This window comes from Sinorhizobium prairiense, from assembly GCF_029201645.2.
Classification (GTDB): domain Bacteria; phylum Pseudomonadota; class Alphaproteobacteria; order Rhizobiales; family Rhizobiaceae; genus Sinorhizobium; species Sinorhizobium meliloti_A.
In genome coordinates this window covers 546,650-571,043 of record NZ_CP104133.1, presented here as the reverse complement: position 1 = coordinate 571,043, position 24,394 = coordinate 546,650, and the positions used below count along the sequence as shown (strand labels likewise).

Genomic DNA, 24,394 nt, shown 5'->3' with positions numbered 1-24,394 from the left:
CGTGGATCGAACTTTTACTGTTCCAGCGAACCGCCGGAGTTCCTCGTATCGTCCGCCCCGGGAGCCATCACGCCAATCCCGAAGGGTTCGAAGTGCTTCAGATTCCTAGTGACCACGACCAGGTCATGGACTTTCGCTGTGCCGGCGATCAGCGCATCGGCCATGCTGGGACTGTGACCGGCCGCGACCGCGATTGCTTCCAGTTGGCCCGATATCGGAGGAATTCAAGGGTCGATCTCGGGCTCGGCCACGCGGCGGGAAGACGACGACGGCGGCAACCGCGATCTTGATGGCCGAGAGGACAACACAGGTGCGATCGCGGCCGCCGAGCCGTGTGCGATAGGCGACGCGCGAAGAACCGTCGCCGGTGCTTCGCTGGATGTCTCCGCGGGTGGAAAGCGGGCATCAAGGCTGCGTTGCCAAGCCAATCATTCCGTCCTTATACTCCTCGGGCTATGGAGAAGACCTTCGTCGCGGCGCAAGAGGAACGGCCTGGGGAAGCTTGGCTTTCGCGGTTTGCCGCCGGTCGAGCCGAGGCGGAGAGCTGGTATTTCGGGCGGGCCCGACGAGCATCGGGTCCGAGCGCCAAAGAATGTCGCGAGGCCTTACGGCAGTACATGCCGGAACTCGTTCCTCACTATGAGCACGCCTGCGCTCTCGTTGGAGATGATGAGGTTGCTCATCGGATGCTCAGTCACTTTCGACCCGCGCCGGATGCTTACGGCTGCAGTCAATCTGTCTGGCTCGGGGAAGGGGGCCCGGCACTGATCCGCAATTTCGACTATCCGCCGAGTGTCGCCTCCGATCGTTTCGAAATGACCCAGTGGTCCGGGACGAAGGTGATCGCGAAGGCGCAACGCCCTTGGGGAGGCTGCGTGGACGGGATGAATGAGGAAGGACTGGCCGCAAGCGTTACTCTTGGGGCGGACGTTCTCAGGGCAAAGGGTTCTCGATCATCCTCGTGATCCGCTACGTGCTGGAAACCTTTCACCGGGTCGAGCAGGCTGTCAAAGCTCTATGCCGAATACCTGTGGCGCTCGCGCAGAACGTCACCGTACTGGATAGTGCCGGCAATTATGCCACTCTGTTCCTCGGACCGGGCCAGCGCCCGATCATTACGCGCCTGAAGGCATGCGCAAATCATCAGCGGGCGGCACGACCGTCATCATTCTCGGTGGCTCGACAGCAATTTATTCTGCAAGCACTAGAGGATCCTTCCATGTCGCTGGAGAAGCTGACGGATGGCTTCCTTCGGCCGCCGCTTTATTCCGTGAGCGGCCCCCATCCCACCCTCTACACAGCCGTCTATCGACCTGCAAAAGGCAGAGTAGACTATATCTGGCCCGGGAAACGCTGGTCTCAGTGTTTCGAGGATTTCCAGACAGGCGAATACACGCACACCTTCACCGATCGATTTCCCGGTCAGTGAGCGGGCGCATGGGGCCATGCGCCCGGTGCACCAGACCGATCCGGTTCAATCCTCCTCGACGAAGACCTGCTCGCGCTTTTTCTTGATGCTCGGCAGGAAGACAACGACGAGCACGGCGAGGGCGATGAGGAGCAGGGTCGCACTGATCGGCCGGGTGACGAAGGTCGTCGGGTCGCCGCGCGAGAGGATCATGGCGCGCCTGAGGTTTTCCTCGAGCAGGGGGCCGAGCACGAAGCCGAGGAGCAGCGGCGCCGGTTCGCAGCGCAGCTTCAGGAGCAGGTAGCCGACAAGGCCGAAGAAGGCGACGGCGTAGAGGTCGTAGACGTTGGAGTTGACGCTGTAGACCCCGATTGAGCAGAAGGCCATGATGATCGGGAAGAGCACGAAATAGGGGATCTTCAGGAGTTTCACCCAGAGACCGATCAAGGGCAGGTTCAGGACCACCAGCATCAGGTTGCCGATCCACATCGAGGCGATGATGCCCCAGAAAAGCGCCGGCTGCTCCACCGCCACGTTCGGGCCGGGTACGATGCCCTGGATGATCATCGCACCGATCATAAGCGCCATCACCGGATTTGCCGGAATGCCGAGGGTGAGCAATGGAATGAACGAGGTTTGCGCGCCGGCATTGTTGGCGCTTTCAGGTCCGGCGACACCCGCGACAGCGCCGCGGCCGAATTCCTCCGGCCGGTCGGAGAGGCGCTTCTCCACCGTGTAGGAGGCGAAGGCGGCGAGGATCGCGCCGCCGCCGGGCAATACGCCGAGCGCCGAGCCGATGGCCGTGCCGCGCAGGACCGGAGCGACCATCTGCCTGAAGTCCTCGCGCGTCGGCATCAGATCGGTGACCTTCGCCATCAGCACTTCGCGCGTCTTCTCACTTTCGAGATTGCGGAGGATTTCGGCGATACCGAAGACGCCGACCGCCAGCGCCACGAAATTGAGGCCGTCCGAATATTCCCGAATGCCGAGGGTGAAGCGCGGCGTGCCGGTATAGATATCGGTGCCCACGAGGCCGAGAAGCAGGCCGAGCGCCACCATGGCAAGCGCCTTGATGACCGATCCGTGCGCAAGCGCGACCGAGGAGACGAGGCCGACGATCATCAGCGAGAAATATTCCGCCGCGCCGAACTCGAGCGCGATCTCCGTCAAAGGCGGCGCGAAGAGCGCGACCAGGAATGTCGAGACCGTGCCGGCGAAGAACGAGCCGAGCGCCGCGATCGCGAGCGCCGTGCCGGCGCGGCCCTTGCGCGCCATCTGATACCCGTCGATGGCGGTGACGGCAGAAGAGGATTCGCCGGGCATGTTGATCAGGATCGCGGTGGTCGATCCGCCATATTGAGCGCCGTAATAGATGCCGGCGAGCATGATCAGCGAAGAGACCGGCTCAAGCTGGAAGGTGATCGGCAGCAGCATGGCGATGGTCGCCGTGGCGCCGATGCCGGGCAGCACGCCGATCAGGGTTCCGAGGAGTACGCCGATCAGACAGAAGAGCAGGTTCGCCGGCGAGGCGGCTGTGGCGAAGCCGAGGGCAAGATTGCTGAAGAGTTCCATCGTCGCCGACTCCTAGAACCGGGTCCACGGGCCGAACCGCTCGAAAGGCAGGTTGAGACCGTAGCTGAAGACGCCGACCGAAAAGATGGTCAAGGCAAGCGAGAGAGCGATCGCCCAGAGCGGCTTCATCCGGCTGGAGGCGAAACAGGCGATCAGCGCCGTGAAGAAGAGGGAGGGGACGAAGCCGAGGCCGCGCACCGTCAGCCCGAAGAAGATCGGCGCCGGCAGGATGAAGACGATGCCGCGGATGGCGATCGGCCCCATCGGCTCGCCGTGAACGCGCGCCGATTGCACCAGGATGATCAGACCGAGCAGGATCAGCACGGCGGAGAGAACCAGCGGGAAATAGCCGGGGCCCATGCGGAAGGCGGTGCCGAGCTCGAGCCCGAGCGACTGCCAGGCGAAGAACAGCCCGACGGCCGTCAGAATGCCGCCGCACAGCGCGTTGGTCGTGTCGAAAGAGATGGATTTCATCGTTTCCCCATTATTTCCGTGAGTGCCGATCCCTTTTCCGAGGAGCGTGCCGCACCGGTTTTTGGCGAATATCTTCGCATGTTCTGCTGGCTGATGCATGTCGCCCGAAAGTGGGAAGCCGAGGCATCGCCTGTTGACAGCTGTCAACGCCGGTGCGGGCGCATTCTCGCTAGGCGCCCGCACGGATTGAAGGCCTGACGCGCGATCAGTCGGCGTACTGGCCGGCGGCCTCGATCACCGGCTTCCAGCGGGCGATCTCGCTTTCGAGCTTGGCCTTCAGCGCCGCTGGGGTTGCGTCGGCTTCGCTCGACGGCTCGGTGCCGAGTTCGCCGAAGCGGGCAACCACGTTCTCGTCCTTGAGTGCCTTCTGCAGCGACTTGGAGAGGCGGTCGGTGACTTCGGCCGGCGTGCCCTTCGGCGCATAGATGCCGTGCCAGATGCCGACCTGGAAGCCGGCAAGGCCCGCTTCCTCGGCGGTCGGCAGATCGGGGAAGATCTTGAGGCGCTGCGGCGAGGTCACCGCATAGGCCTTGATCGTGCCGCCCTGGATCTGCTTCGTCGTGTTCGTCGTCTGGTCGCACATGATGTCGACCTGGCCGCCGAGCAGGTCGGTCATCGCCGGGCCGGTCCCTTTGTAGGGCACGGTCGTCAGCGGCGTTTCGATCGCGCTCATGAACATCATGCCGCAAAGATGCGACGCCGCGCCGATGCCGGCATTGGCGACCGTCACCGTGTCCTTGTTCGCCTTGACGTGTTCGATCAGGCCCTTGAGGTCGGTCGGCTCGAAATCCTTGCGGGCAACGATGGTCATCGGAACTTCGGTGACGAGGCCGACATATTCGAAGGCATTCAGCGTGTCATAGGCGAGCTTGCGATAGAGCGTCGCGCTGGTGGCCATGCCGATGTGATGCAGAAGCAGCGTGTAGCCGTCAGGATCGGCCTGAGCGACGCGGCCGGCACCGAGCGTCCCGCCGGCGCCGCCGACATTCTCGACGATGATCTGCTGGCCGAGATCCTTCGACATGGACTCGGCGACGAGGCGGGCCACCGTATCGGTCGGGCCGCCGGCCGAGAACGGCACCACCATGGTGATCGTGCGCTCCGGATAGGTTTGGGCGTTCGCCGAAGCGGCAAAAAGGGAAACGGCGGCGGCTGCGCCCAGAAGCGCGTTAAGGATTTTCATCTTTTCCTCCCGGATGAAATTATCGACCAGCCGGCATGGTTCCTCCCGCCGGTTCTGGGTTCACCCATTAGCAGGCCGGATTTTAGCACAGACAACCGCTGCCCGACGCCGTTTCATGCATTTACCGACCATCGGCGCGTCAAATGGGTGGATTTGGAAACAAAAGCGCCTGTCGATGGGTGGATTTCGGGACATCGGGCTTGTCGCCCCGGCAGCCGGGGAAAGCCCTCGTCAGAGCCCGGTGCGGTGTCTGAGATAAACGATCTCCGCCTCCGTCAGCGGCCGGCTTGCTCCCTTCGGCAGGTCGCCGAGGCTTATGTCGCCGATCGAGACGCGCAGGAGACGCAGGCACTCGAAGCCGAGCGCGTCGAGCATGCGGCGGATCTGACGGTTGCGTCCTTCGTCAAGCTCCACCTCGATCCAACTGTTCCTGTCTCCGCTTTTCAGGAGTTCGACCCGCACGGCGCGCAGCAGTTCGCCACCCTCCGTAACGCCTTCCAGCATCCGTGCGGCCATGGCCTCGCCGAAAATGCCGCGCACCTGAACATGGTATACCTTGCCGAGATGGGTCTCCGGATCGAGCAGACGCTGCGCCAGCACCGTGTCGTTGGTGAAGAGCAGAAGCCCTTCGCTGGCCTTGTCGAGCCTGCCGACCGGCGAGAGGGACGGGACGTCGACATTGTCGAGGCAGCTGAAGACAGTCGGCCGGCCCTCGGGATCGTCGCGGGTGGTCACGAGGCCGCGCGGTTTGTTCAGCATGATATAGACTCTGGCTTGCGCGGCGATGACGGTTCCGTCGACGGCGATCCTGTCCGTTTCGATGTCGACCCAATGGGAGAGATCCGTGATCTTCCGGCCGGCGACGCTGACACGCCCCTCGGCGATCAGCTTTTCGGCCTGCGTCCTCGAGCAGTAGCCGAGCTTGGAGAGCGCCCGGGCGAGCGTCACCCGCTTGCCGGGCAGTTCGCCGGCTTTCGCGCCTCCGACCCGCCCTTTCGCCGTAGGGTGGCGCTGTTTCACCGTTTCCGCCTCCGCGCTGTTGGATCGTGCCTCCTCTGACATAAATGGCGGTGCGAGGCCAGAGATCCGGCAGAGGTATCGGCTTCCTTTTCGGTGGTGGCGCGCCTCTTCTTCCCTTGCCTGCCGATCGTCGCCGGCCCATAAAAAGCGCCCATGGAAGCGGCGGGCAGAATTGTGGAGGAACTGGAGATGAGCGTGACGGGAGCTTGGGATTTCTGGGTGGATCGCGGCGGTACCTTCACCGACGTGGTCGGCCGCGATCCGGCGGGCGCCTTGCACGCGCTGAAGGTCCTTTCGGAAAATCCCGGCGCCTATCGCGATGCGGCGGTCCACGGCATCCGGCAGCATCTCGGCCTCGGCCCCCGCGATCCGGTTCCGGCGGGCGTGGTCGGCGAGGTCAGGATGGGCACGACGGTTGCCACCAATGCTTTGCTGGAGCGCAAGGGCGAGCGGCTGGCGCTCGTCACGACGCGCGGCTTCCGCGATGCGCTCAGGATCGGCTATCAGGAACGCAAGAAGATCTTCGCCACCGAGATCATCAAGCCCGAGGCACTCTATTCGGAGATCGTCGAGCTCGACGAGCGGGTGCTCGCCGACGGCACGATCGAGCGGCCGCTCGACGAGGCGGCAGCGCGCCGGGCGCTCGAACACTTGAAAGCCAATGGCTATGGGGCGGTCGCCATCGTCCTGATGCACGCCTACAGATATCCCGCCCACGAGGCGATCGTCGCCCGCATCGCACGATCGATGGGATTCGAGCAGGTATCCGTCAGCCACGAGGTTTCGCCGCTCGTCAAATATGTCGGCCGTGGCGATACGACCGTGATCGACGCCTATCTCTCGCCCGTGCTCGGCCGCTACGTGGCGCAGGTTTCGGAAGAGCTGGACGTCGCCCGGTCCGGCGCCCGGCTCATGTTCATGATGTCGTCCGGCGGGCTTACGGCGGCGGAGATGTTCCAGGGCAAGGATGCGATCCTCTCGGGACCTGCGGGCGGTGTCGTCGGTCTGGCGCGGACGGGCGAGGCGGCCGGATTCGGCCGCGTGATCGGCTTCGACATGGGCGGAACCTCGACCGACGTCGCCCATTTCGACGGCGAGTACGAGCGCGCCTTCGAGACCGAGGTTGCCGGCGTGCGGGTGCGGGCGCCGATGATGCTGATCCACACGGTTGCCGCCGGCGGCGGCTCGGTCCTCCATTTCGACGGCGAGCGCTTCCGTGTCGGTCCGGATTCGGCCGGCGCCAACCCCGGTCCGGCCTGTTACCGCAACGGCGGACCGCTCGCCGTCACCGATGCCAATGTCATGCTCGGCAAGCTATTGCCGGAACACTTTCCGGCGATCTTCGGGCCGGAACAGAATCTGCCTCTCGACGTGGAGACCGTGCGCGAGCGTTTCGTCGCGCTAGCGGCCGAGATCGGCGACGGGCGGAGCCCCGAGGACGTCGCCGACGGCTTCATCCGCATCGCGGTCGCCAACATGGTCGAGGCGATCAAGAAGATTTCCGTAAGCCGCGGCTATGACGTGACGCGCTATGCGCTCAACTGCTTCGGCGGCGCCGGCGGGCAACACGCCTGCCTGGTCGCCGACGCGCTCGGCATGAAGAGTATTCTCCTGCACCCGATGTCGGGGCTGCTCTCGGCCTATGGAATGGGCCTTGCCGACATTCGCGCGACGCGGCAGAAGGCGCTCGGGGCCAGTCTCGACGAGGCCGCGCCGAGGGCGCTTGCCGCACTTGCCCGGGCACTGCAATCGGAATGCCTGACGGAACTCGAGGCGCAGGGGATTTCCCGTGAGCGGATACGCACACATCTGCGCGCGCATATCCGCTATGCCGGAACCGACACGGTGCTGCCGGTGGAAGCGACCTTCCCGGATGCGGACGACCAGGCGCGGCTCCGCGCTGAATTCGAGCGTCTGCACAGGCGCCGCTTCGGCTTCGTCGCCGAAAACAAGGCTCTGGTGATCGATGCGGTCGAGGTCGAAACGGTCGGCGGCGGGGCTGCGGAAATGGAAGCGGAAGGTCTTGCCGTGACGGCCGGAGATGTCGCCCCGAACCGGCAGACCCGCTTCTATTCGCAGGGTGCGTTTCACGACGCTCCGGTGGCGCTGCGTTCGCAGATCAGGCCCGGCCAGAAGCTCACCGGGCCCGCAATCATCATCGAAGCCAACCAGACGATCGTCGTCGAGGACGGCTGGCAGGCGGAACTGACGGCGAAAGACCATATCGTCCTGAGGCGGATCAAGGCGCTGCCCGAGCGCACCGCGATCGGCACGAAGGCCGATCCGGTCATGCTGGAGATCTTCAACAATCTCTTCATGTCGATTGCCGAGCAGATGGGCGTGACGCTGCAGAACACCGCCTATTCGGTCAATATCAAGGAGCGGCTCGATTTCTCCTGCGCGGTCTTCGACAACAGGGGAAATCTGGTCGCCAATGCGCCGCATATGCCGGTGCATCTGGGCTCCATGGACGCTTCGGTCGCGACCGCCATCCGTGAGAACCCGGTCATCCATCCGGGCGATGTGTTCCTGATCAATGCGCCCTACAACGGCGGCACGCATCTGCCGGACCTGACGGTCTGCACGCCGGTCTTCGACGAGGAGGGCCACGAGATCCGCTTCTGGGTCGCAAGCCGCGGTCACCATGCGGATATCGGCGGTATCTCGCCGGGCTCGATGTCGCCGCTGGCCACCAATATCGAAGAGGAAGGCGTCTATATCGACAACTTCAAGCTCATCGACCGCGGCCGCTTCTGCGAGAAGGAACTGGAGAAGCTCTTGAACGGAGCGCGCTATCCGGTGCGCAACATCCTCCAGAACGTCAACGATCTCAAGGCACAGGTCGCGGCCAACGAGAAGGGCGTGGCGGAACTCACGAAGATGATCGCGCAATTCGGAGAGGATGTGGTCGAGGCCTATATGGGCCACGTCCAGGATAATGCGGCCGAAAGCGTGCGCCGCGTGCTCGACCGATTGCCGGACGGCGAATTCTCCTACGAGATGGACCAGGGCTGCCGGATCGTCGTGAAGATATCCATCGACCGCGAGAGCCGGGAAGCAACGGTCGACTTCACCGGAACGTCGCAACAGCGCTCGGATAACTTCAACGCGCCGGAGCCGGTGACGCGTGCCGCCGTGCTCTATGTCTTCCGGGTACTGGTCGAGGCCGACATCCCGATGAATGCCGGTTGCCTGAGGCCTATCCGCATCGTCATCCCGCAAGGCACCATGCTTTCGCCGTGCTACCCGGCGGCGGTGGTCGCCGGCAATGTAGAGGTCAGTCAGGCGGTCACCAATTGCCTCTTCGGCGCCGTCGAGGCGCAGGCCGCCGCGCAGGGGACAATGAACAACCTGACTTTCGGAAACGCCGACTACCAGTATTACGAGACGATCTGCTCCGGCGCGCCGGCCGGCCCCGGCTATGACGGCGCCGATGCGGTTCACACGCACATGACCAATTCGCGCCTCACCGACCCGGAAATCCTGGAGACGCGCTTCCCGGTCGTGCTCGAAGACTTCCACATCCGCAAGGGCTCGGGCGGGCGCGGCAAGTGGTCGGCGGGCGACGGTACACAGAGGACGATCCGCGCGCGCGAGCGGCTGGACTTCGCGATCCTTTCCGGCCACCGCCGCATCCGGCCCTTCGGCCTGAAGGGCGGCGAGGCGGGGGAAACCGGCCGAAATTTTGTCCGCCGCAATGACGGCCGCATCGAAGAGCTGCCGGGCTCGGCTCATACGGTGCTCGAGGCGGGCGAGACTTTCACCGTCGTGACGCCGACGGGCGGAGGTTATGGGAAGGCTTCGTAACGTCAAAGCTTCACGGATCGCCCCTCTCTCCCGGTTATGACGGGAAGGGGATCCAAGAACGTGCGGCTTGCTCCTTTCTCCCCGCCTGCGGGGAGAAAGTGGCGGTAGCCGGATGAGGGGCAGACTTCGAGTGTCCGCTCAAAGTGCTGCAAGGCAACGTTCGATGCGGCTCCAGGTGAGCCGGGCCGCCTCGGAGTCGTAATCGGCAAGCGTGGCGTCGGTATAAAGATGCCCGGCACCGGGATATATGAAGACTTCCAGTGCCACCGGCGTCCGTTCGGCATCAGCACGCCAGGCGGCGACCTCGTCTGCAGGCTCGAAGATATCCGGGTCGGCGAGATGGACCTGCACCGGGAGCCCGCGACGTGCATTTGCCGGAATTTCGGCGATGCTGTGCAGAAAGAGAATTCCGGCCGCCTCGGGCCGCTTCGGCCACAGGCTGGCGGCGACAGCAGCGCCCATGGAAAAACCGCCGAGAACGGCATCGGCAGGCAGATCCGCGACCGCCCGCTCGGCGCGCTCGCAAAGGGTGCTCCAGCCGATCTCTTCCTTCAGGGCAAAGCCCTCCTCCATCGAGGAAGCAACCCGGCCTTCGTAGAGGTCGGGCGTGAACACCTCGTGGCCTGCGACAGTGAGGCGCTCGGCGACGCCCCTCTCGAACGGGCGCAGGCCATAGACGGAATGGAAAAGGATCACTGTCGTCACGGCACGGTTCCCTGGGCTGTTGGCGCAGGATGCACTTGAACACGCGGAGCCAGCGACGGCAACGGTGCATCCATGACCTGCAGTCCGTTTCGAAGAAGCGATGGCGGCGCCCCCGAGGGAGGAGAAAGGGCGCCGCCTGTCGGTCGACTCTTCGGGGAGGGGGGAGGGAATGACGAGCCGACCCTCTTACGCTTCCAGTCGCTTCGGGCAAAAGCGACCGCGTCTAACGTCTCGCCCGGCGGATGGTTCCGAGAAAATCGCGACATGTGAGGGGACGTTCGGCGCCGTAGACGGCAAAATGGGAGGGAATGCTCGAGGCGAGGGTCGCAGAGCGATACAGTTGGGGCTGGGGCGTCTTCGCTCTGCGACCCTCGCGCGCCCGGGCGGCAGTTGGGGCTTTCCGTTATCCCGAGAACGCGCAACCACCGGCATAGGTTATGGGAACTCGGCACGCAACGGTCCTAGGACCTATGGCCGGAAGCATCGGACTAAGGTCTTAGAGCATTTCCGGGAAAAGGGCGTCGCTTCAACGATCTAGACGGGAACGGCAGTGGAGTATTTGACGCTCTTCAACGCGAAGTGAGACGACGAGTTCGCCACTGCCTCGTGGGTGAGGATGCCGCGCATCAGAAGGCGCTCGTAGTCGGCGACATCGGCAACGAGGACCCGTAGCAGGTAATCCCAGTCGCCCGACATGGAATAGCATTCGAGAACTTCCTCGTGGCTTTCCACGAACCGTTCGAAATTTCGGCGCGCAACCGGATCATGGGACTTCATGCGCACCTGGCAGAAGACGTTCAATCCGCGTCCGACCAGGTCGGGATTGACGAGGCTGACGGTCTTGACCAGCACCCCCGCCGTCTCGAGCGCCTTGATGCGCCGCCAGCAGGAGGCCGGCGAGGCACCGACCGCCTCCGCCAAGGCTGCATGGCTGATGTCGCCCCGGTTCTGGAGGATTCCTAGAATCTTTCGGTCGATCGCGTCGAGATTGAATGAATTCATCATAAACTCCTCAAAACCGAAACATTCTCATCAAAGCCTAGCTAAAAAACGACCAGATTGAAACCGTTTTGCGCGTCGAGCGGCGTAGTCTTGATCTCGGAGGACCGGAGGAGACCCTGATGGCTCAGGCCGCACTCAAAAAGGACCGGCGCAACGCACCGAACGAGAGCATCGACTGGAAAAAGGTCGTGCAACTTCTGCTCCTGTCGCGCGCCCTCGACGAGATGGAAGAGCAGCGGCTGGTCCCGGAGAAAAAGGTGCTCTACCAATTTTCGGCGCGCGGCCATGACATGGCGCAGATTCTCCTGGGGCTTCACCTCACGGGCAGGCATGACGCGGCATGCGGCTATTATCGCTCGCGCCCGCTGCTGCTCGCGCTCGGCGTCGATCCGGCGGACGCGCTCGGCTCGGCGATGGGACGCGCGGGCGGATATTCCGACGGCCGGGATATCGGTGTCGTCTTCAACTATCCCAACCCGCACGGCGCCTCGGCCCTGCCGATGTGCGGCGGCGTGGGCACCCAGTACACGCCGACGGCCGGCTGGGCGCAGGCGATCACCTATTTCAGCGAAGTTCTCGGAAAAGAGGAATATCGGAAGGATGTTGCCGTCGTGCTGGGCGGTGACGGTTCCGTTGCCTCCAACGGCTTCTGGTCCGCTCTGACGATCGCGACGACGCAGGGCCTGCCGCTGCTCTTCTATATCGAAGACAACGGCTTCGGCATCTCCGTTCCGTCGAGCTTCCAGACACCCGAGGGCAATATTGCCGGCAATCTCGCCGGCTGGAAAAACTTGACCGTTCTCGACGGCGACGGCTCGGATCCCGAAGAGGCAGCCCGGCTGACGAAGGGCGCCGTGGAACTGGTACGCGAAGGGCGGATGCCGGTGCTGCTCAGGCTCGAGGTGCCGCGCCTCGAAGGGCACAGCTTCCAGGATACCCAGACCTACAAGAGCGAAGAGCTCGTCAGGAGCGAATGGGCACACGATCCCCTGCCGCGGCTGAGGGACTACCTCGTCCCCGCCCTGTTGAGCGCAGAGGAATGGAACGAAGCTGCGAGAGACGCGAAGGCTGCCGCCGAACGGGCGCGCATGGAGGCCGAATCCCGGCCGGTCGCCGACCCCGAAACAGTGACCAGCAATGTCTTCTTCGAAGGCCAGATGCAGGTCATGGGCGGACAGCACTCTGCCGGCTACCGTCCGCCGGAAACGACGGAAACCGTGACGGGCGACGGCCAGAGGATCAACATGGTTACGGCGATCCGCCGCACGCTCGATCACGAGATGTCGGTGAACGAGAGGGTCGTCCTCTTCGGCGAGGATATCGGCCCGAAGGGCGGCGTCCATGCCGTGACCCTCGGGCTGCAGGAGAAATACGGTACCGCCCGCGTCTTCGACACGTCGCTCTCGGAGGAAGGCATCATCGGCCGGGCGGTGGGCATGGCGCTCGCGGGGCTCGTGCCGGTGCCGGAAATCCAGTTCCGCAAATATGCCGAGCCCGCGATCGAGCAGCTCAACGATTGCGGCACGATCCGCTGGCGGACCAGCAACCGCTTCGCCGCGCCGATCGTCGTGCGGATGGCGGGGGGATTCTTCAAATGCGGCGATCCGTGGCACAGCCAGACGAACGAGGTCGCCTTCGTCCACCAGCCCGGCTGGAAGATCGCCGTTCCCTCCAATGCCGAGGACGCCGTCGGGCTCCTGCGCACCGCCTTGCGCGGCAACGACCCGGTGATCTTCTTCGAGCACCGGGCCATGCTCGACCATCCCTGGGCGCGGCGGCCCTATCCCGGCGATGCCTTCGCCCTGCCTTTCGGCAAGGCGAAGTTCACGCGTGAAGGTCGCGACATCACCATCGTCACCTGGGGCGCCATGGCGCCGCGTTGCGAAGAGGCGGCCGAGGGGATCTCCGCCGATGTGATCGATCTGAGAACCCTGATGCCCTGGGACAGGAAAGCGGTCATCGCTTCCGTGCGCCGCACCCGCCGGTGCCTCATCGTCCACGAGGACCTCGCAACGGCGGGTTTCGGCGCGGAGATTGCCGCAGCGGTCGCCGACGAAGCCTTCATCGATCTCGACGCGCCGATCTCGCGTCTCACCATGCCGGATATTCCCAGCCCTCATAATCCCATCCTGCTCGACTGGGCGGTTCCATCGACGGAACGCATACGCCAGAAGATCACCGACCTTCTGGAGTTCTGAGCATGGGCGATCTCATCGACATTCAGGCTCCGCTGGAGCAGGAGGGGACCAAAGCGGTCGTCCGCAATTGGCTGAGGAAGATCGGCGAGACGGTCAAATCGGGCGATCCGCTGGTCGAGCTCGAGACCGACAAGGTGACCCAGGAGGTGTCGGCGCCCGCCGACGGGGTGCTCGCGGAAATCCTGATGCGAAATGGCGACGATGCCCCGCCCGGCGCCGTTCTCGGCCGGATCGGCAGCGAGGCTGCCGGGGTGGGGCACGCGCCGCATTACTCGCCGGCCGTGCGGCATGCAGCGGAAGAATATGGCCTGGATCCGGCCACCGTCACCGGCACCGGCCGGGGTGGTCGCGTCACGCGCGCCGACATGGACAGGGCGTTTACGGCCCGGCAGGGGGCACTGCTTCGGTCGCGGCCGAGGCTGGCGACCGAGGAGCGGCACCCAAGTCGCGCAGGATACCTCATAGCGCCATGCGCGCCGCGATCGCCGAACATATGCTCACCTCCGTCACGACGGCGCCGCATGTGACGGCGGTGTTCGAAGCCGATTTCTCGGCGGTGATGCGCCATCGGGACGAACATGGGAAGAGGCTTGCCGCTGACGGCGCCAAGCTCTCCTATACGGCTTATGTGGTTTCGGCCTGCGTGGCGGCGATGCGCGCGGTCCCCGAGGTCAACAGCCGCTGGCACGAGGATGCGCTCGAAACATTCGACGACATCAATATCGGCGTGGGGATTTCCCTCGGGGACAAGGGCCTGGTCGTGCCGGTCCTCCATCGGGCGCAGGCCCTGTCGCTTGCCGAGATTGCGGCCCGGCTGCAGGACCTGACGACGCGCGCGCGTTCGAACGCGCTCTCCCGCGCGGACGTGACGGGCGGCACCTTCACCATTTCCAATCATGGCGTCTCCGGATCGCTGCTCGCAGCGCCGATCATTATCAACCAGCCGCAATCGGCGATCCTGGGCGTGGGCAAGCTCGACAAGCGGGTGGTCGTGCGCGAGGTGGACGGCGCCGACACGATCCAGATACGCCCGATGGCCTATGTGTCGCTGACGATCGACCATCGTGCGCTGGACGGCCACCAGACCAATGCGTGGCTGACGCATTTCGTCCGCGTGATCGAGACCTGGCCTACTGATCGGGCCGATTACAGGCCCCAGATTAACGATCTTTGCGCGTCTGATAAGACGCGCGGCTGTAAATGACCCTCCCGGCCCTTGATCGTCGCCCAAAACGGCGATTGAAATCGATTACATTTTCTGGCTTCATGTGCCGGCAAGATTTGGGAGGATCTTATGAAGAAACTTATCGCATTTGCGCTGGGCACCGTCGCGTCCATCGTCCTGTCGGCATCCGCTCACGCCGAGACCTTTAAAATAGGTCTCTCCAACGGCTGGGTCGGCAGCGAGTGGCGCACCCAGATGATCGACGAGGCGAAGGCCGCCGCTGCGGAATGGAAGGAAAAAGGCGTCGACGTCGAAGTCTCCGTCCAGAGCGCCAATGTCGACGTGCCCGGGCAGATCGCGCATATCCGCAACTTCATCGCGGAAGGGGTGAACGCCATCATCGTCAACCCCAACAGCCCGACCGCCTTCGATCCGATCTTCGCCCAGGCGAAGGAAGCCGGCATCCTGGTGATCGCCACCGACGCGGAAGTCTCTTCGCCCGATGCCATCTATGTCGGCATCGACCAGACCGCCTGGGGTGCCGCGGGCGCCAAGTGGCTCGCCGAAACGCTCGGCGGCAAGGGCAAGGTGGTTGCGATCAACGGCGTCGCCGGCCATCCGGCGAACGAGATGCGCGTCGCCGGCTACAAGAGCGTCTTCAAGGATTATCCGGATATCCAGGTCGTCAACGAGGTCAATGCCAACTGGGACCAGGCGCAGGGCCAGCAGGCGATGCAGAACATTCTTGCCACCTATCCGGACATCAACGGCGTGCTGGTGCAGGACGGCATGGCGGCCGGCGCCTGGAAATCGATCATGGACGCCGGCAAGGCCGGCGAGATCGCGGCGACCGGCGAAATCCGCAAGGACTTCATCGACCTCTGGATCAAGGAAAAACTGAACTCGGGAGCGACCGTGAATCCGCCCGGCGTCATGGCGAGTGCCCTCGACGTCGCCGTGCTGATGCTGCAGGGCAAGGAACTGAAGGAGCCGGCAAAGGCCGGACAATACGGCAACGCGCTCTACCTGCCGATTCCCTTCATCGACTCCAAGAACGTGGCGGAAGCCGCAAAGCAGCTCGAGGGCAAGCCCGGCTATTATTCCTATACGAGCTCGCTTTCGATCGAGGAGGCGGAAGCGCTGTTCAAGTGAGCCTTCGGCGGGGCGCTGAGGCATTGCGCGTCCCGTTGGGCGCGCATGCTCCCGGTAACCACTTTGTCTTGCTGCATGTTTCTATCCCTAAATCCGCCAGGATTTGAGGAAACATACAGTAGCCGATCGCGGCCAGCGCCCGCCAAACCGAAGCGAACGGACGAGTTTCCATGTCGAAATTGAAACTGAGCGGCGTGAGCAAGGCTTACGGCGCGACCCTGGCGGTCCGCCGCGGCGATCTTGAGCTCATGGCCGGCGAAGTCCATGTCCTGATGGGTTCCAACGGCTCGGGAAAAAGCACCCTCTGCAAGATCATTGCGGGCAGCGTGCGGCCCGATAGCGGCAGGATCCTGGTCGACGACCAGCCGGTGACGATCAGCGGACCGCGCTCGGCGCGAGCCCACGGCATCGGCATCTTCTATCAGGAACTCAGCCTCGCCGCGCACCGCTCGGTCGAGGAAAACATCTCGCTCGGCAAGCTGCCGGTCAAATCGCGCGTCTTCATCGACCGCTGGGAACTCCGGCAGCGCGCGGCGCGCTATATCGGCCTTTTCGACGGCGTCTGCGGCGAAGGGTTTTCCGCCGACACACTCGTCGGCAACCTGCGCCCCGACCAGCGTCAGCTCGTCGAGATCATGAAGGCGCTGGCCAGCGAGGCGCCGCTCCTCATCTTCGACGAGCCGACCTCGGCGCTCGACCGAGCCCAGGTGGAGCGCTTCTTCGAAATCCTGCGCGATCTCAAACGTCGCGGGCGCGGCATCATCTTCATTTCGCACCGCATGGACGAGATCAAGGCGATCGGCGACCGCGTCACCATCATTCGCGACGGCGAGACCATCACCACGCTCAACCTGGGCGACACGGACCCGGCGACCGTGATCCGGCTGATGGTCGGCGGTGCCGGCGACATGCCGGCAACGCAATCCTCAGTGCCGGCGGTGGTGGAGGGTGAAGGAGGCGCCGCGCTGACGGTGCGCGATCTTTCCGGCCGCGGTTTCCGCAATGTGAGTTTCGAGGTTGGCCGCGGCGAGATTCTCGGCTTCGGCGGGCTGCACGGGCAGGGCCAATCGGCGGTGCTCAGAGCGATCTTCGGCGCCGGCTCGATCGCCTCGGGCGAAATCCTCATCGGCGACAGCCGCTTCGACGCTTCGAACCCGCGTGACGCGATCCGGCGCGGCTGCGCCTATGTCTCCGGCGACCGCAGCCGCGACGGCGTCATCAGCGGAAGACCGATCATCGAGAACGTCACGCCGATCCATTATCTGCGCGACCGGCTGATGATCGCTCGGCCGGGCAAGCTGCGCGACAGGGTGGCGCCGGCGCTGGAAAGCATGCACACCAAATTCGCGAGCCTCTTCCACCCGATCGGTTCGCTTTCGGGCGGCAATCAGCAGAAGGTGATCATCGCCCGCTGGCTGATCGACCGCCCCGACGTGCTGCTGCTCGACGACCCGACCAAGGGCATCGACCTGTCCGCCAAGGCGGACCTCTTCGCGCTGATCCGGCAACTGGCGGCGGAGGGGCTCGGCATCGTTCTCTATTCTTCCGAGGATGCCGAACTGCTCGGCAACGCCAACCGCATTCTCGTCTTCAACGGCGGATCGGTCAGCCGGGAGCTCACGGGGGCGGACCGCACCCGCTACAATCTATATCAAGCCGCTTACGAGGCCGCGTGATGGCAGAGACCGCAACCGTTCCGACATACCGGCGCGCCGGCGGCATCGGCAGGCTGCTGGAGCGCTATCCTTTCCTGCCCGCGCTCGTGATCGTCGCCGTACTCCTTCTCCTCAACGGCTTCTTTTCGCCGAACAGCCTGACATTTCGGGCTCTGACCGGGCTGCTCAGCACCTATATGGCGCTGATCCTGCTCGCGATCGCACAGACCTACGTCGTCTATGCCGGCGATATCGACCTCTCTGCCGGCGCGATCCTCTCGCTGGTCAATGTCGCGATCGTGGTTCTGATGGAACGCTGGGGAGGGGGGGCCGGCGCGGTGTTCCTGGCGCTGGCCATAGGTCTCCTGCTCGGGCTGGCCTGCGGGCTCGTGAACGGCCTCGTCGTCGCGGCTTTGCGGCTGCAGGCGATCGTCGCGACCTTCGCGACCAGCATCTTCTTCACGGGCCTTGCGCTTTACATCCTGCCCGTTGCCGGCACGCCGGCGCCGGCGCTCTTCTGGCGCACCTATGGCGGCCGGCTTTTCGGGGTTCCCTTCGTCTTCTACATCCTGGCGGCCCTCGTCATCCTCCTCGCGGTGATGAGCCGCACCAGGCTGGTCACGCAACTGCTTGCCGTGGGCGACGACCAGCAGGCGGCCTACCAGACCGGGCTGCCTGTCATAGCGACCCGGATCAAGGGCTATGTGCTCTGCGGCCTCTTTTCCGCGCTCGCCGCCTTCTGCATCACCGGCGATACCGCAAGCGGCGATCCGCTGGTCGGGGGCAAGATGACGCTCTACAGCGTCGCGGCGGTCGTGCTCGGCGGCAGCGCGCTCTCCGGCGGCTGGGGCACCGTCGTCGGCTCGCTGCTCGGGGCGCTGACGATAGGGCTCATCAACTCGGTCGTCTTTTTCATGGGCACGCCGTCCGAGTGGCAGAACTTCGTGCAGGGCCTCGCGATCCTCCTCGTCCTGATGGCGGGCGTGCTTGCCGGCAGGAGGGCGCGCTCATGAGCCGAGTGGTGTCCTTCGTCCGGCAGCCGATCGTCGTCGCGCTCGCGCTCATCGTGCTGCTCCTCTATCTCGGCGAGGCGCTGTCGCCGGGCTTTGCGACCGGCGGTCAGATCCTGCGGCTCCTGATCGTCGCCTCGCTGCTCGGCATCGTCGCGGCCGGTCAGAACGTCGTCATCCTCGGCGGACGCGAAGGAATCGATCTCTCGGTCGGCGGCGTCGTCTCGCTCTCGGCGATCCTCGCGGGCAACGTCATGAACGGCGCCGATGGCGGCATCTTGCCGGCCGTCGCCGCCTGTCTTGCGGCCGGCGCCTTCTTCGGCCTCCTGAACGGGCTCGGCGTCACGCTTCTCAGAATCCCGCCGCTGGTGATGACGCTCGGAATGCTGGGCGTGCTGCAGGGGCTTCTCGTCGTCATCCGGATGGGAATTCCCTCCGGCCAGGCCGCGCCCGCGCTCTCGCGCTTCGTCACGCAACCGCTCGCCTATGGCATTCCCGGCATCATCTGGCTCTGGATCGTGATTGGCATCCTAATGGCGCTCATGCTCAACCGCACCGTCTTCGGCCACCGCATCTATGCGATCGGCTCCAACGAGCACGCGGCCTACATGGCCGGCGTGCCGGTCAAGCTGGTCCGCATCGCGCTCTTCATGATCTCCGGCATGTTCGCCGCGATCGCCGGCCTCTGCCTGCTCGGCTATTCCGGCACGTCTTTCGCCAATGTCGGCGAGCAGTACATGCTCCCCTCGATCATCGCGGTCGTCTTCGGCGGCACATCGCTTGCCGGGGGTAAGGGCGGCTACACCGGCACCATGGCGGGCGCGGTCCTGCTGGTCATCCTGCAGAGCATCCTGACGACGATCAACATCGAGGAGTCCGGACGCCAGATGGTGTTCGGCGCGACGCTGCTCCTGTTGATGATGTTCTACGGACGGGGCCGGGCGATGCGCGCATGAGGAACCGGCCGAAGATCAAGGACATCGCCGAGAAGGCGGGCGTGTCGGTGGCCACCGTCTCGCGCGCCCTCGCCGCTTCGACGCTGGTGACCGCCGAGACGCGCCAGCGCGTGCTCGACCTGGCGCGCGAGCTCGATTACCGCCCGAATGTCAGCGCCCGGAACCTGCGCACCCGCAGGTCCATGACGGTGCTGATGGTCGTACGCGACGTCGGCAATCCCTTCTATCTCGACATCCTCAAGGGTGTCGAAGCGACGGCGCGCGAAGCCGGCTATGCCGTGCTGATGGGCAATACCGAGGACGACCCGGCCCGCGAGACCGAATATTTCAACATGCTGCGCGACGGGCATGCCGACGGCATGATCCTGATGACCGGCAAGCTGCCGCCAGCGGGCGGCTGGAACCATCTGCCCGTGGTGGTGGCGTTGGAAATGATCGAGGGCTCTGGCCTGCCGCATGTGCAGGTCGACAATGTCGCCGCGGCCCGCGGTGCCGTCGAGCACCTGATTTCACTCGGCCATCGGAGGATCGCTCATATATCCGGGCCGGTTCCCGAGCCGATGAGCGTCTATCGGCGGGAGGGGTTTCGCCTGGCGATGCGCGCTGCCGGGCTGCCGATTCCAGCCGGCTACGAGGTGCGGGGCGACTTCCTGATCGAAAGCGGCGAGGAATGCTGCCGCTCGCTCTTCTCTCTTCCGATCCGCCGACCGCGCTCTTCGTCGCCAATGACGAAATGGCCTATGGTGCCGTCCACGAGCTGAGACGGATCGGACGCGACGTGCCGGGCGACGTTTCGGTCGTGGGCTTCGACGATCTTTATCTGAGCAAGGCCTTCTATCCGCCGCTGACGACTGTCGTCCAGCCTCGCTCCGAGATCGGCCGCACCGCCATGGCGGTGCTCCTTGGAATTCTGGCGGGCGGCTCGGAGGGGGCCGAACCGATCGTGCTGCCCACGGTCCTGAAGGTACGCGGCAGCACGGCGCCGCCACTTATCTGAAAGCGCATGAGGGCGGCTCGAGGCGGTCGCCGCTGGATGTCGGGGAGGAAGGAATGACCACATTACCGAAACAGACCTTGCGAGTAGGCTTCGTCGGCACCGGATTTATCGCGCATTTCCACCTGAAATCGCTCATCGGGGTACGCAATGTCGAGGTGACCGGCGTCTACAGCCGCAATCCCGAAAACCGCGCGCGCTTCGTGAGCGAAGTCGGGGCGCTCGACCTCGGCGCGTGCCGCGCGCATGAGAGTCTCGAATCGCTCCTGTCCGCCGGTGACGTCGACGCGGTCTGGATTCTGTCGCCGAACTACACGCGGCTCGACGTCATGCGGACGCTCCACGGGGAGATCAAGGCGGGACGAAGCAAGATCTTCGCCGTCGCCTGCGAGAAGCCGCTTGCGCGCACCGTAGCGGAGGCACGCGAGATGCTGCACCTGGCCGAGGATGCAGGTCTCAACCATGGCTATCTCGAAAACCAGGTCTTCTGCACGCCGGTGCTGCGGGGCAAGGAGATCATTTGGCGGCGCGCCGCATCGACCACCGGCCGGCCCTATCTCGCACGCGCCGCGGAAGAGCATGCCGGTCCGCACGAGCCCTGGTTCTGGCAGGGCGACAAGCAGGGCGGCGGGGTGCTTTCCGATATGATGTGCCACAGCGTCGAGGTGGCGCGCCATCTGCTCACGGCGCCCGGCGCACCTCGCAATTCGTTGAAGGTCAAATCGGTGAACGGCACGGTCGCGAACCTCAAATGGACGCGGGCCGGCTATGCCGATGAGCTGCGCCGCCGCTTCGGTGAGGATGTCGACTACCGCCGGCGCCCATCGGAGGATTTCGCCCGGGCGACCGTGACGCTGGAGGACGAGGAGGGCAACGAACTGATGATCGAGGCAACGACCTCCTGGGCCTATGTCGGCGCCGGCCTGCGCATTCAGCTCGAGCTCCTCGGCCCCGAATATGCGCTGGAGTATAATTCGCTCGGCACCGGCTTGAAGATCTTCCTGTCGCGGGCCGTGCAGGGCACAGAGGGCGAGGACCTCGTCGAAAAGCAGAATGCCGAGCAGGGCCTGATGCCGGTGCTGGAGGACGAAGCCGGCGTCTACGGCTATACGGACGAAAACCGCCACATGGTTGAATGCTTCCGCAAGGGGATAAGGCCGCTCGAAACCTTCGAGGACGGCCTGGCGGTCGTCGAAATCCTGATGGGCCTCTACCGCTCCGCCGAGATCGGCGCGACGCTGCATTTCCCGGCGCCGGAGCTCGAAAACTATATTCCCGTCGTAGCGCGCGTGGGGGCGTGAACGGCCGTTGAGACGCCGCCTGACGACGCCACGCCTCCGAGGGCTCCGGATTACGATGTACGTTGGATCGACCTAAAACATGAACCTGAGCGATTCCGATAAGTTGAAACGCTGGATGAAGGCGGAAAGCCGCACAGCACAGGTTTCCTCATCCCGCTCTGGTAGACGGGGCGGCGGCCGCAGCATATCGTGCGAGAAGTTCACCGGTCTTCGTCGGGGCGAAGATATCGTCCAACAGGAGGTGGGCGGCGCCGTACAGAGCGCTGTCGTCATGGATGCTGGACAGCTCTATCGAGAGGTTTCTGGTGGCGAGCGGCAGGCAGCGCTGATAGACGAGCTCGCGGATGCCGGACAGCAGCAAATCGCCGCCGCGCGCCAGAGTACCGCCGACGACGATCAGGCTCGGATTGATGATGCTCACCGCATCCGAAATGACCTCGCCGACCGTTCGCCCGGCAGCCCGCAGCAGCATCAGTGCCTCGGGCTTGCGCTGTTCGACGAGGTCGAGCACATCGCGGGCGGTTTCAGCGCGAAAGCCGCGGGAGGAGAGGTCGCGGGCGATCGCCCAGCCGGCGGCGCGCGCCTCCACGCAGCCGAATTTGCCGCAACGGCAGAGCGGTGCGTCATCCGACAGGAACTGGATGTGGCCGATATCGCCGGCAGCGCCCTGGGCGCCGCGGAAAAGGCGTCCGCCTGCAATCAGTCCGCTGCCGATGCCCGTGCCGACCTTTACGAAGAGCATGTCGTCAACGGTCGGCAAGCGACGCTTGTGCTCGCAGATCGTCATCAGGTTCACGTCGTTCTCGACATAGACCGGCACTGAAAACCGGGTGTTGAGACGGCCGATGATGTCGAATTCGTCCCAGCCGGGCAACACCGATGGGCCGACCACGCAGCCGCGCTTGAAATCCACCGGCGTCGGCAGGCTGAGACCGATGCCGAGGAGGAAACCATGCGTCTCTTCGGCCCCTGCCGCCAGCGCGGCGAAGGCTTGGCCAATCTGTTCCAGCGTCACCTCGGGGCCGCTTGCCACGCAAAAGGGCAGCGTCATCTGGGAGAGGATCGCCGGCGTCAGATCCATGGCGGCGAGATGGATGTGCGTCTCACCGACATTGGCGACCAGCAGAAAGCCGCTCGTCGCGTTGATCGCGAGCACACGCGTCGGCCGTCCGCCGCTGGGCAGGGTCTCCTCGGTCTCGCGTACCAGCCCGCTGGCGAGGAGCGCGCTCAGCCGCTGAGTCACCGTCGCCCGCGACAAGCCGGAGGCGGCCAGCAGTTCGGCGCGCGAGACGGCGCTGCCGGTCGCGATGAGGGAAAAGATACCTCCGGCGCCTTCGAGAGTGGGTCTGTCGGGCCCCTGTACCGGCCGTGCCATGCAAAACTCCGTTTTCGGCCCGGTTTAGCGGCAAAGCGGCGCGCGAGAAAGCACCGAACCTCAGAGATTATAACTTATGGGAAATAAGATACATAAGTCCTCCCAAGCGTTCATCCGCATCGCTGCCTCTGACGCGCCTCTTTCCTCATCGGGTTATCGTCCGGGGAGGACTCTTCGCGTTATTTTGTATAAAAATATACATAAGATCGGCGATATTAAGTTGACTTCATCTAAAATGGCTGAGTTAATCCCTGTGGCCTTTGAGGAGAGGCCGTCCACGCCGAAAGAGCCGGAGGGGTTCATGGCGTCTTTGGATTTGGGAGGAGGATCTAATGGCACTTCACAATATTCGCGCGTCCTCGCGCTCCGCCGTCCTGTGGGGCGGCATCGCCGCCGGCGTACTCGTTTTCGGCCTTGCCTTCGGCCCGGGCTCCGCCGCCGCCAGCGAGGTGATCGTCGGTCTCGTCACGAAAACCGAGGTCAATCCTTTCTTCGTCAAGATGCGCCAGGCGGCCGAGGCGCGTGCCAAGGAGAAGGGCGTGAAGCTGATCGCCCGCGCCGGCAAGTTCGACGGTGATAACGAAGGACAGGTCGCCGCCATCGAGGACCTGATCAGCGCCGGTGCCAAGGGCATCCTGGTCACGCCGAACAATTCTTCCGGCATGCTCGACATCATCAAGAAGGCCCGGGATGCCGGCGTGCTGGTGATCGCGCTTGATACGGCGACCGATCCGGCCGATGCGGTCGACGCCACCTTCGCCACGGACAATTTCGAGGCCGGCGTGCAGCAGGGCGCCTACGCCCGCAAGGCGATGGGCGACAAGCAGGCGGTCGTCGCAATGCTGGACGGCACGCCCGGCGGTACGGTCGATACGTTCCGCCACGACGGTTACCTGAAGGGCTTCGGAATAGCCGAGGGTGACCCCTTCCATAGCAGGCGCGGCCATCACCAATGGTGCGCAGGACAAGGGTCAGATCGGCATGGAGAATTTGCTCTCCAAGAACAGCGAGATCAACGCCGTCTACACGATCAACGAGCCAGCGGCGGCCGGCGCCCATGCGGCGCTCAAAGCTTTCGGCAAGGAAGGTGACGTGATGCTGACCTCGATCGACGGCGGCTGTGCCGGCGTGCGCGACGTCAAGGACGGCAAGATCGCCGCGACGGTTATGCAGTTCCCTTACAAGATGGCGACCATGGGCGTCGACGCGGTGGTGGAATATGCGGCTACCGGCAAGAAGCCGAGCGGGTTCGTCAACACCGGGTCCGTCCTCATTTCCGACAAGCCGGTCGAAGGGCTGGATTCGAAAGATACCTCCTGGGGCCTCGAAAACTGCTGGGGCGACTGATCCGCTACCGCGGCGGGATCGCGCGGCGCTCTGCGCCGCAGCGATCCCGCGGGCGAACGGCCGCGCAACA

Annotated in this window: 14 protein-coding genes and 4 pseudogenes; 11 read left to right on the top strand and 7 right to left on the bottom strand. The window is 64.4% G+C overall.

Annotation, left to right across the window (positions count from 1 at the left end; genetic code table 11):
• The first annotated feature begins 455 nt into the window (after positions 1-455).
• A pseudogene (locus tag N0Q91_RS25950) lies at positions 456-1,429 on the top strand (C45 family autoproteolytic acyltransferase/hydrolase).
• A 45-nt stretch (positions 1,430-1,474) separates the two neighbouring features.
• Here the strand turns inward: N0Q91_RS25950 and N0Q91_RS25945 are convergent.
• From N0Q91_RS25945 to N0Q91_RS25930, 4 genes are all read right to left on the bottom strand, one after another.
• On the bottom strand, positions 1,475-2,980 hold the full coding sequence (locus N0Q91_RS25945) for a tripartite tricarboxylate transporter permease (RefSeq protein WP_275599555.1): 1,506 nt from the start codon (positions 2,978-2,980) through the stop codon (positions 1,475-1,477).
• 12 nt (positions 2,981-2,992) lie between these two features.
• Positions 2,993-3,454, bottom strand: a complete 462-nt coding sequence (locus N0Q91_RS25940; protein ID WP_100671026.1) for a tripartite tricarboxylate transporter TctB family protein — start codon at positions 3,452-3,454, stop codon at positions 2,993-2,995.
• Between the two features lie 205 nt (positions 3,455-3,659).
• Positions 3,660-4,637: a tripartite tricarboxylate transporter substrate binding protein BugD gene (locus N0Q91_RS25935; RefSeq protein ID WP_100671028.1), complete on the bottom strand. Its 978-nt coding sequence runs from the start codon at positions 4,635-4,637 to the stop codon at positions 3,660-3,662.
• Between the two features lie 231 nt (positions 4,638-4,868).
• A complete protein-coding gene (locus tag N0Q91_RS25930; RefSeq protein WP_275599554.1) occupies positions 4,869-5,699 on the bottom strand; it encodes a pseudouridine synthase in 831 nt (276 codons plus the stop codon).
• A gap of 147 nt (positions 5,700-5,846) precedes the next feature.
• On the opposite strand from N0Q91_RS25930, the gene N0Q91_RS25925 reads away from it, so the two are divergent.
• On the top strand, positions 5,847-9,464 hold the full coding sequence (locus N0Q91_RS25925) for a hydantoinase B/oxoprolinase family protein (RefSeq protein WP_275599553.1): 3,618 nt from the start codon (positions 5,847-5,849) through the stop codon (positions 9,462-9,464).
• Positions 9,465-9,602: 138 nt separating this feature from the next.
• Here N0Q91_RS25925 and N0Q91_RS25920 read toward each other — a convergent pair whose 3' ends face one another.
• Both N0Q91_RS25920 and N0Q91_RS25915 read right to left on the bottom strand, forming a co-directional pair.
• Complete coding sequence (locus tag N0Q91_RS25920; RefSeq protein ID WP_018096040.1) at positions 9,603-10,169, bottom strand: dienelactone hydrolase family protein; 567 nt, start codon at positions 10,167-10,169, stop codon at positions 9,603-9,605.
• A gap of 534 nt (positions 10,170-10,703) precedes the next feature.
• The gene (locus N0Q91_RS25915; protein WP_275599552.1) at positions 10,704-11,174 is read right to left on the bottom strand and encodes an Lrp/AsnC family transcriptional regulator; all 471 of its coding nucleotides are present in this window, start codon (positions 11,172-11,174) and stop codon (positions 10,704-10,706) included.
• A 116-nt stretch (positions 11,175-11,290) separates the two neighbouring features.
• On the opposite strand from N0Q91_RS25915, the gene N0Q91_RS25910 reads away from it, so the two are divergent.
• The 8 genes and pseudogenes from N0Q91_RS25910 to N0Q91_RS25875 all read left to right on the top strand — a co-directional run bounded on the left by N0Q91_RS25910 (position 11,291) and on the right by N0Q91_RS25875 (position 21,602).
• On the top strand, positions 11,291-13,369 hold the full coding sequence (locus tag N0Q91_RS25910; protein ID WP_275599551.1) for an alpha-ketoacid dehydrogenase subunit alpha/beta: 2,079 nt from the start codon (positions 11,291-11,293) through the stop codon (positions 13,367-13,369).
• A 2-nt stretch (positions 13,370-13,371) separates the two neighbouring features.
• Positions 13,372-14,573 (top strand): annotated as a pseudogene (locus tag N0Q91_RS25905) (2-oxo acid dehydrogenase subunit E2).
• 90 nt (positions 14,574-14,663) lie between these two features.
• Positions 14,664-15,686 (top strand): ABC transporter substrate-binding protein, encoded by a 1,023-nt coding sequence (locus N0Q91_RS25900; protein ID WP_275599550.1) that lies wholly within the window; start codon positions 14,664-14,666, stop codon positions 15,684-15,686.
• Positions 15,687-15,856: 170 nt separating this feature from the next.
• Positions 15,857-17,362 carry a sugar ABC transporter ATP-binding protein gene (locus tag N0Q91_RS25895; protein WP_275599549.1) on the top strand — a complete coding sequence of 502 codons (1,506 nt, stop codon included), beginning with the start codon at positions 15,857-15,859 and terminating at the stop codon, positions 17,360-17,362.
• On the top strand, positions 17,362-18,354 hold the full coding sequence (locus tag N0Q91_RS25890) for an ABC transporter permease (protein ID WP_100671042.1): 993 nt from the start codon (positions 17,362-17,364) through the stop codon (positions 18,352-18,354). The genes N0Q91_RS25895 and N0Q91_RS25890 overlap by 1 nt, the downstream gene beginning before the upstream one ends.
• On the top strand, positions 18,351-19,307 hold the full coding sequence (locus N0Q91_RS25885) for an ABC transporter permease (RefSeq protein ID WP_100671044.1): 957 nt from the start codon (positions 18,351-18,353) through the stop codon (positions 19,305-19,307). The genes N0Q91_RS25890 and N0Q91_RS25885 overlap by 4 nt, the downstream gene beginning before the upstream one ends.
• A pseudogene (locus N0Q91_RS25880) lies at positions 19,304-20,304 on the top strand (LacI family DNA-binding transcriptional regulator). Before N0Q91_RS25885 ends, N0Q91_RS25880 begins: the two are co-directional and overlap by 4 nt.
• A 53-nt stretch (positions 20,305-20,357) precedes the next feature.
• Positions 20,358-21,602, top strand: coding sequence for a Gfo/Idh/MocA family protein (locus N0Q91_RS25875; RefSeq protein ID WP_275599548.1), 1,245 nt, complete (start codon positions 20,358-20,360; stop codon positions 21,600-21,602).
• Between the two features lie 148 nt (positions 21,603-21,750).
• Here N0Q91_RS25875 and N0Q91_RS25870 read toward each other — a convergent pair whose 3' ends face one another.
• The gene (locus N0Q91_RS25870) at positions 21,751-22,977 is read right to left on the bottom strand and encodes an ROK family transcriptional regulator (protein ID WP_275599547.1); all 1,227 of its coding nucleotides are present in this window, start codon (positions 22,975-22,977) and stop codon (positions 21,751-21,753) included.
• A 332-nt stretch (positions 22,978-23,309) separates the two neighbouring features.
• Between N0Q91_RS25870 and N0Q91_RS25865 the strand changes: the two are divergent.
• Positions 23,310-24,324: pseudogene (locus N0Q91_RS25865) on the top strand (substrate-binding domain-containing protein).
• The last annotated feature ends 70 nt before the right edge of the window (positions 24,325-24,394 follow it).

Coding starts and splice junctions, on each gene's coding strand:
- N0Q91_RS25945 (WP_275599555.1), bottom strand. CDS start 2,980: ATGGAACTCTTCAGCAATCTTGCCCTCGGCTTCGCCACAGCCGCCTCG.
- N0Q91_RS25940 (WP_100671026.1), bottom strand. CDS start 3,454: ATGAAATCCATCTCTTTCGACACGACCAACGCGCTGTGCGGCGGCATT.
- N0Q91_RS25935 (WP_100671028.1), bottom strand. CDS start 4,637: ATGAAAATCCTTAACGCGCTTCTGGGCGCAGCCGCCGCCGTTTCCCTT.
- N0Q91_RS25930 (WP_275599554.1), bottom strand. CDS start 5,699: ATGTCAGAGGAGGCACGATCCAACAGCGCGGAGGCGGAAACGGTGAAA.
- N0Q91_RS25925 (WP_275599553.1), top strand. CDS start 5,847: ATGAGCGTGACGGGAGCTTGGGATTTCTGGGTGGATCGCGGCGGTACC.
- N0Q91_RS25915 (WP_275599552.1), bottom strand. CDS start 11,174: ATGATGAATTCATTCAATCTCGACGCGATCGACCGAAAGATTCTAGGA.
- N0Q91_RS25910 (WP_275599551.1), top strand. CDS start 11,291: ATGGCTCAGGCCGCACTCAAAAAGGACCGGCGCAACGCACCGAACGAG.
- N0Q91_RS25900 (WP_275599550.1), top strand. CDS start 14,664: ATGAAGAAACTTATCGCATTTGCGCTGGGCACCGTCGCGTCCATCGTC.
- N0Q91_RS25895 (WP_275599549.1), top strand. CDS start 15,857: ATGTCGAAATTGAAACTGAGCGGCGTGAGCAAGGCTTACGGCGCGACC.
- N0Q91_RS25890 (WP_100671042.1), top strand. CDS start 17,362: ATGGCAGAGACCGCAACCGTTCCGACATACCGGCGCGCCGGCGGCATC.
- N0Q91_RS25885 (WP_100671044.1), top strand. CDS start 18,351: ATGAGCCGAGTGGTGTCCTTCGTCCGGCAGCCGATCGTCGTCGCGCTC.
- N0Q91_RS25875 (WP_275599548.1), top strand. CDS start 20,358: ATGACCACATTACCGAAACAGACCTTGCGAGTAGGCTTCGTCGGCACC.
- N0Q91_RS25870 (WP_275599547.1), bottom strand. CDS start 22,977: ATGGCACGGCCGGTACAGGGGCCCGACAGACCCACTCTCGAAGGCGCC.